General features: G+C 70.6%; 7 protein-coding genes and 1 pseudogene. 4 read left to right on the top strand and 4 right to left on the bottom strand.

What is annotated here, in order from left to right; genetic code table 11:
* Nucleotides 1-508: 508 nt before the first annotated feature.
* The 4 genes from G3I65_RS03770 (at nt 509) to G3I65_RS03755 (ending at nt 2,579) form a co-directional block, all read left to right on the top strand.
* Nucleotides 509-1,111, top strand: a complete 603-nt coding sequence (locus G3I65_RS03770; protein WP_160694791.1) for a 50S ribosomal protein L25/general stress protein Ctc — start codon at nt 509-511, stop codon at nt 1,109-1,111.
* A gap of 12 nt (nt 1,112-1,123) precedes the next feature.
* Nucleotides 1,124-1,717 carry an aminoacyl-tRNA hydrolase gene (gene pth / locus G3I65_RS03765; protein WP_160694789.1) on the top strand — a complete coding sequence of 198 codons (594 nt, stop codon included), beginning with the start codon at nt 1,124-1,126 and terminating at the stop codon, nt 1,715-1,717.
* Nucleotides 1,718-1,738: 21 nt separating this feature from the next.
* Complete coding sequence (locus G3I65_RS56970; RefSeq protein WP_160694787.1) at nt 1,739-2,053, top strand: DivIVA domain-containing protein; 315 nt, start codon at nt 1,739-1,741, stop codon at nt 2,051-2,053.
* A gap of 169 nt (nt 2,054-2,222) precedes the next feature.
* Nucleotides 2,223-2,579 (top strand): DivIVA domain-containing protein, encoded by a 357-nt coding sequence (locus G3I65_RS03755; RefSeq protein WP_160694784.1) that lies wholly within the window; start codon nt 2,223-2,225, stop codon nt 2,577-2,579.
* A gap of 70 nt (nt 2,580-2,649) precedes the next feature.
* On the opposite strand, the gene G3I65_RS03750 is transcribed toward G3I65_RS03755, so the two are convergent.
* The 4 genes and pseudogenes from G3I65_RS03750 to G3I65_RS56965 form a co-directional block, all read right to left on the bottom strand.
* Nucleotides 2,650-4,335: a fatty acyl-AMP ligase gene (locus G3I65_RS03750; protein ID WP_160694782.1), complete on the bottom strand. Its 1,686-nt coding sequence runs from the start codon at nt 4,333-4,335 to the stop codon at nt 2,650-2,652.
* Nucleotides 4,336-4,391: 56 nt separating this feature from the next.
* Nucleotides 4,392-6,155: an ABC-F family ATP-binding cassette domain-containing protein gene (locus G3I65_RS03745; protein ID WP_160694780.1), complete on the bottom strand. Its 1,764-nt coding sequence runs from the start codon at nt 6,153-6,155 to the stop codon at nt 4,392-4,394.
* Between the two features lie 4 nt (nt 6,156-6,159).
* On the bottom strand, nt 6,160-6,567 hold the full coding sequence (locus tag G3I65_RS03740) for an ASCH domain-containing protein (RefSeq protein WP_160694778.1): 408 nt from the start codon (nt 6,565-6,567) through the stop codon (nt 6,160-6,162).
* Nucleotides 6,564-6,666, bottom strand: a pseudogene (locus G3I65_RS56965) (4-(cytidine 5'-diphospho)-2-C-methyl-D-erythritol kinase); the annotation flags it as partial. The pseudogene G3I65_RS56965 and the gene G3I65_RS03740, both read right to left, overlap by 4 nt.

Here is a 6,666-nt window from a genome sequence, read left to right as displayed (position 1 = left end):
GGTCAGCGCGGCGTCGACCGCGGTGCGCTGCTCGGCGCGGCGCTCCGCCGTCTGCCGGTCGGCCGCGGAGACGCCGGCGCTACCGGGGACCGCCACCTGGCAGCCCGCCAGCAGTCCGCCCAGCAGCAGCACCGCCGCCGCCATGCCCCGTCCAGCCCGCATTGCCCCTCACTCTCCCGCAGTGCCCGAGTGCACCCTGAATCCGGTGAAGTCCCGCCGCCGGGTTCGTGTCGTCACGCACCGGGGTTCAGGAGGGTTCTAGCCTGGCCGGTGCCCCCGCCGCAACCCACCGTGATGAGGTTGGTTTACACTCTTGAGGTTGTCTCGGCGAGGCGGGGCCCTTCTGGGGTGCCCGGCGTGATCGACGCGGCGGCTCGAGTAGCCCCGGCTGTCGTGCACGCCCGAAACTCGCCGCCGAACGCAACCGCCTGAACAGAACAACGCAAGCATCCCCGCCGCAGCATGCTGTCTCCCGCACCATGTTCGTGATTTGAAGGAGTGCCACACCGTGTCCGAGGTACGTCTGTCCGTCGAGCCGCGCACCGAGTTCGGCAAGGGCGCCGCGCGTCGCACGCGTCGCGCCGGCAAGATCCCCGCCGTGCTGTACGGCCACGGCTCGGACCCGCGGCACTTCGCGCTGCCGGCCATCGAGTTCGCCCGCGTCGTGCGCGAGAACGGCTCGAACGCCGTCATCACCCTCGCCATCGAGGGCTCCGACGAGCTCGCGCTGACGAAGACCATCGTCGTGCACCCGCTCAAGAACTACATCGAGCACGTCGACCTGCTGGTCGTGAAGCGCGGCGAGAAGATCGTCGTCGACGTCCCCGTCGTCGTCACCGGCAACCCCGGCCCCGGCGGCCTGGTCAACCAGGACGTCGACACCCTGCAGGTCGAGGTCGAGGCGCTGCACATCCCCGAGCAGGTCGAGGTCTCGATCGAGGGCCTCGAGATCGGCTCCCAGGTCCTCGCGGGCCAGGTCGAGCTGCCCTCGGGCGCGACCCTGGTCACCGACCCGGAGGCGCTCGTCGTCGCCGTCAACGAGCCGCAGCGTGAAGAGGCCGCCGACGACGACGCGGAAGCGGGCGAAGAGTCGGCCGAAGCCGCCGAATAATAGAATCACCGAGTGACCGAAGACGTACCCGGGGCCGGCGAGCTGATCTTGCTCGCCGGCCTTGGCAATCCCGGACCCCAGTACGCCGGAAACCGGCACAATGTCGGGTTCATGGTGCTGGACGAGCTCGCCGCCCGCATCGGCGGCAAGTTCAAGGCGCACAAGACCGGTGGCGAGGTGCTCGAAGGCCGGCTGGCCGGCCGCCGCGTCGTGCTCGTGAAGCCGCGGTCGTACATGAACCTCTCCGGCGGTCCGGTGGTCGGCGCGGCGCGGTTCTACAAGGTGCCGCCGACCGGCGTCGTGGTGGTGCACGACGAGCTGGACGTCGATTTCGGCGCGCTGAAACTGAAGTTCGGCGGCGGCGACAACGGCCACAATGGACTCCGCTCGATCACGAAGTCGATCGGCACGCGCGACTACTACCGCGTGCGCTTCGGCATCGGCCGCCCGCCCGGCAGGCAGGACCCGGCGGACTTCGTGCTGAAGGACTTCTCGACGGTCGAGCGCAAGGAGCTCCCGTTCGAGGTGGACCGGTGCGCGGACGCGACCGAGGCACTCGTCGGCACCGGCCTGGCGGCCGCGCAAAACGCCTTCCACGCGGGCTGACATGGGTGGGATGGTGAAGCCATGACCCCTGACGAAGTCCGGGCGATCGCGTTCGGCAAACCCCGGTTCGGCCGGCGCGGCTACAACGAGGACGAGGTCGACGCGTTCCTCGACCTGATCGCCGAGGCGCTGTCCGGGCGCAACATCCTGACCGCGGACGACATCCACTACGTCGAGTTCACGATCATGCCGGTCGGCATGCGCAGCTACGACCAGGCCCAGGTCGACCTGTTCCTGGACGAGGCCGAGGCGGCGCTGGTCGAGCTGCGCAACCCGCGGCCGGTGGTCGAGGAGCCGCGTCCGCAGGGCCCGCGGAAGTGGTTCGGCCGCACCTGACGGTGTGAAACCGGCCACACAGCGCTGCGTAGTCCCGGCTCACTCACAGGCGGACGGCGACCGCCCGTCGGGGTGAGCTTCGGGGTCCGCCCCTTCCGGGGGAGCCTGTTCGCGGGCTAGGACGGTGTACGGCAGTTCGCACCGCCCAACCCCGGAATCGGAGAGTTGCATGTCGTTCACCGCCGAAGACCTCGCCGAGGTCACCTTCGGTAACGCCCCGATCGGCCGCCGTGGCTACGCGAAGCACGAGGTCGACGAGTTCGTCCGGCGGATCGCCAAGACGTTCGCCGACGAGGACGACCTGACCGCCGCCGAAGTGCACCACGTGATGTTCTCGAAGCCGCTGATCGGCAAGCGCGGCTACGACGAACGCGAAGTGGACGAGTTCCTCGACTCGGTCGAGGACCAGCTCGCCTCGCGCACCGGCCACGCCCCGGACCTGCCGGGTGCCCGCACCCCAGCGGAGGCGACGACCGAGCGCGCCACCCCGCCCACCCTGCGAGCCGAACGCCTCCAACAGCGCTGAGTGGAACTTTCCCTATGAAAGTGCCGCCTCCCGGGCCCGGGCGCGTCACTTTCATAGGGAAAGTGACGCGTCAGGCGTCCGCGTTCTTCTTGATCTTGTCCGCGAACTGGGTGGCCGTCGCCGCGCGCTTGACCTTGCCCGACGGCGTCTTCGGCAGGCTGCCCGCCGGGAGCACGACCACCGCGTACGGGCGCATGTCGACCGCGTCGCGGACCCGGGCCGAGACCTGCTTCATCAGGTCCTTCTCCGCCTCGGCGTCGCCCGCCAGCTTCGACTCGACGACCACCGCGAACCGCTCGCGGCGGCTGCCCGCGTCCAGCCGGACCGCGACCGCGTTGCCGGCCCGCACCCCTTCGACCGAGGTCGCCGCGCGCTCGATGTCGGTCGGGTAAAGGTTCCGGCCGCCCATGATGATGACGTCCTTGCGGCGGCCGCAGATGACGATCTGGCCGTCGACCAGGTAACCGAGGTCGCCGGTGTTGAGCCAGCCGTTCTCGTCCTGCGTGGCCAGCGGGCCGTCCATCGTCAGGTAGCCGGGCGTCACGGCCTCGCCGCGCAGCCGGATCTCGCCGACTTCGCGGTCGCCGACGCGCTCGCCGGCCTCGTTCACGATCTCCGCCTCGAGCCCGTCCAGCGGACGGCCGAGCAGCGCGAACGACCGGACGTCGTCGGTGCCGCGCCGCGGGTCGCCCTCGGGGACCGGCACCGCGCGGTTGTCCGCCTCGAGCGCGTCGGCTTCGACGACGTCGAGGGTCAGCCCGGTGAACAGCGGCGCGAACGAGACGGCCAGGGTCGCCTCGGCCATGCCGTAGGCCGGGAAAACGCATTCCGCCGGCATCTTGAACCGGGCGCCGGCATCGACGAACGTCTGGACGGCGGTCTCGTCGATGGGCTCGGCGCCGTTGAGGGCGATGCGCAGCTTCGAGAGGTCGAACTCTTCGTCGTCGACGCGGGCCATCCGGCGCCCGACGATCGCGTAGGCGAAGTTCGGCGCCGCGGTCGTGGTGCCGTGGTACTTGGTGATCAGCCGGGGCCAGATCAACGGCCCGGACAGGAACTCGACCGGCGTGATCTTGACGAGCTCGACGCCGAAGGTCATCGGCACCGTCAGGAAGCCGACCATGCCCATGTCGTGGAAGGTCGGCAGCCAGGACACCATCACGTCGACGTCGAAGTCGAACTCCGCGCGGTCGACCATGGCCTTGACGTTGGAGTACAGGTTGCCGTAGGTGATCCGGACGGCTTTGGGGTCGGCGGTGGACCCGCTGGTCAGCTGCAGCAGCGCGGTTTCGCCCTCGTCGGTGACGACGACGTCCTCGAGCGGCTCGGCGCCGGTCAGGTCGCTGATCAGCTTGAAGCCGATGCCCTTCTCCGCCAGCACCGGCGCGAGCTGGTCGAACGGCTCGCCCAGCAGCACCAGGTTCGACCCGATCATCCCGAGCACCCGCACGGTGTCCTCGGCCCACTCGGCCAGATCGGTGCGCGGCGTCGGCTGGTGCAGCATCGTGACGCTGCCCCCGGCCAGCCAAACGGCCTGCACGGTCGGCGCGATCAGCACCGGCGCCGCGGCCAGCACCGCGACGGCACCCCCGCGCTCGAACCCGCCTGCCACCAGCCCACCGGCGATCCGCCGCGCCTCCTGGTGCACTTCGGCCCAGGTCCGCCGGACCGGCTCCGTCGGCTCCCCCGTGACCATGCCCCGCTGCTGTCCCCGCCCCGTCGCGGTGGCGACCAGCGTGTCCACGAACCTGCTCATGGCGGGAACATTACTGGGACACCCGCACGGTTCGCGTGCCAACGCGTGAACAACTGTCACTCCAGCAGTTCGGAAGTCTCCAGCCAGCGGGCCTCGACGTCCTCGATCTCCCCCTGCACGCCCTTCAGCTCGGCGTTCAGCTCCATCAGCTTCGCCGGGTCCGTCGCCGCCGCCAGGAGGGACGCGTGGAGCTTCTCCTCCTTGCCGTGCAGCTGGTCGAGCTTGCGCTCCAGCCGCCCGAGCTCCTTCTGCGCCGCCCTCAGATCCGCCGCGGACTTCTTCGCCTCCACCTTCGCCGCGGAGGGGGCCGGGCCCGTGACCTCCTTGGCGGCCGAGCGGCGGTTCAGGTACTCCTCGATGCCGCCCGGGAGGTGGGTGATGCGGCCGTCGCCGAAGAGGGCGACGATCGTGTCGCAGACGCGTTCCACCAGGTAGCGGTCGTGCGAGACCACGACCATCGTGCCCGGCCAGCCGTCCAGGAGGTCTTCCAGCTGCTGCAGGGTGTCGATGTCCAGGTCGTTCGTCGGCTCGTCCAGCAGCAGCACGTTCGGCTCGGCCATCAGCAGGCGGCACAGCTGCAACCGGCGGCGCTCGCCGCCGGACAGGTCGCCGACCGGGGTCCACTGGCGGGCCTGGGGGAAGCCGAGCTTCTCGCCCAGCTGCGACGCCGTCATCTCCTGCTTGCCGAACACCACGCGGCCGGCCACCTGCTCGATCGCCTGCAGCACACGCAGGTCGCCGGGCAGGTCGTCGAGTTCCTGGCGCAGGTGCGCGAGCGCGACCGTCTTGCCCTCGATCCGGCGGCCGGTCGACGCCTCGACGTCGCCGCCGAGCAGCTTCAGCAGCGACGTCTTGCCCGAGCCGTTCACGCCGACCAGGCCGATCCGGTCGCCCGGGCCGATGCGCCAGGTGACGTGGTCGAGCAGCGTCCGCTCGCCCACCGCGTACGTCGTGTCTTCCAGCTCCAGCACCGTTTTACCGAGGCGCCGCTTGGCGAACGCCTGCAGCTCGACGGAGTCGCGCGGCGGCGGCACGTCGGCGATCAGCGCCTCGGCCGCTTCGACGCGGTAGCGCGGCTTCGACGAGCGCGCCTGCGGGCCGCGGCGCAGCCACGCCAGCTCCTTTCGGGCCAGGTTCTGCCGCTTCTCCTCGGCCGTCGCGGCGAGCCGCGCCCGCTCGGCGCGGGCGAAGATCCAGTCCGCGTAACCGCCTTCGTACTGCTCGACGCGGCCGTTCGCGACCTCCCACGTCAGCGTCGCGACGGTGTCGAGGAACCACCGGTCGTGCGTGACGACCACGACCGCGATCCGCCGCGAGAGCAGGTGGTCGGCGAGCCAGCGGACACCTTCGACGTCCAGGTGGTTGGTCGGCTCGTCGAGCACGACGAGGTCGAGCTCCCCGGTCAGCGCGGCCGCCAGCGAAACGCGGCGCCGCTCGCCGCCGGAGAGGTTCTTCGTGGGGGTGTCGAGCCCGATCGCGGTGATCCCCAGGCCGTCCACAATGGACCGCACGCGCGCGTCGGCGGCCCATTCGTGCTCGGCGCCGTAGCGTTCGAGGACGACGTCGCCGACCGTGCTGCCGTCCGGCAGCTCCGTGCGCTGGGTGACGACCGCCATCCGCAGGCCGCCGACGTGGCTCACCCGCCCGGAATCCGGCTCGGCGAGTCCGGAAAGGACTTCCAGGAGCGTGGTCTTCCCACCGCCGTTGAGCCCGACGACGCCGATGCGCTGCCCCGCCGCGACTCCGAGCGACACGCCGTCCAGGAGCGGGCGAATCCCGTAGGACTTGCTCACCGACTCCAGGTTGACCAGGTTGGCCATCCGCTCAGCCGATCCTTTCCACGATCGAAAACCGCGTTGCCACGACCTGCGTCGTGTCGTCCACGGTGAACTCCGGATCTTCCATGGCGGCGCGCATTTCGGCGCTCTGCCAGAACTCCTCGTGCCCGGCGCGCCACTCGGTGACGCTCGTGAAGCCCTCGCCTTCGCCGAGCGCGTGCCGGAGGTCCACTTCGGACATTGGGAGAACGCGCACTTCGGCGGTCTCGATGACCGCGACCCCGGCGCCGGCGGAGTCGAGCACGAGTTCGCGCTCGCCAACGGAAGGCAACGCTTCGCCCGCCCGCTCGTATTCCACCAGCAGTGCGGAGGTCGTCGTCTTTTCCCCGGCCAGGATCGCCGCAACCAGCTTGTCGCGCAGCGGGCCGGGGAACGCGAATTCCGCGTGCTTCACGCGTGCACCCGCGGCGGTGCCGGGCGCGGGGCGTCGTCGCCGCCGACCACGCGGGCGCCGGGGACCGGGCCATGGGCCACGCGGACCGTGCGGCAGACG

It is taken from the genome of Amycolatopsis sp. SID8362 (assembly GCF_010550475.1).
Classification (GTDB): Bacteria; Actinomycetota; Actinomycetes; order Mycobacteriales; family Pseudonocardiaceae; genus Amycolatopsis; species Amycolatopsis eburnea.
Note: the sequence above shows the minus strand (reverse complement) of the source record. Positions and strands in the feature narration are given on the sequence as shown.

Coding starts and splice junctions, on each gene's coding strand:
- G3I65_RS56970 (WP_160694787.1), top strand. CDS start 1,739: ATGACCCCTGACGAAGTCCGGGCGATCGCGTTCGGCAAACCCCGGTTC.
- G3I65_RS03755 (WP_160694784.1), top strand. CDS start 2,223: ATGTCGTTCACCGCCGAAGACCTCGCCGAGGTCACCTTCGGTAACGCC.
- G3I65_RS03750 (WP_160694782.1), bottom strand. CDS start 4,335: ATGAGCAGGTTCGTGGACACGCTGGTCGCCACCGCGACGGGGCGGGGA.
- G3I65_RS03745 (WP_160694780.1), bottom strand. CDS start 6,155: ATGGCCAACCTGGTCAACCTGGAGTCGGTGAGCAAGTCCTACGGGATT.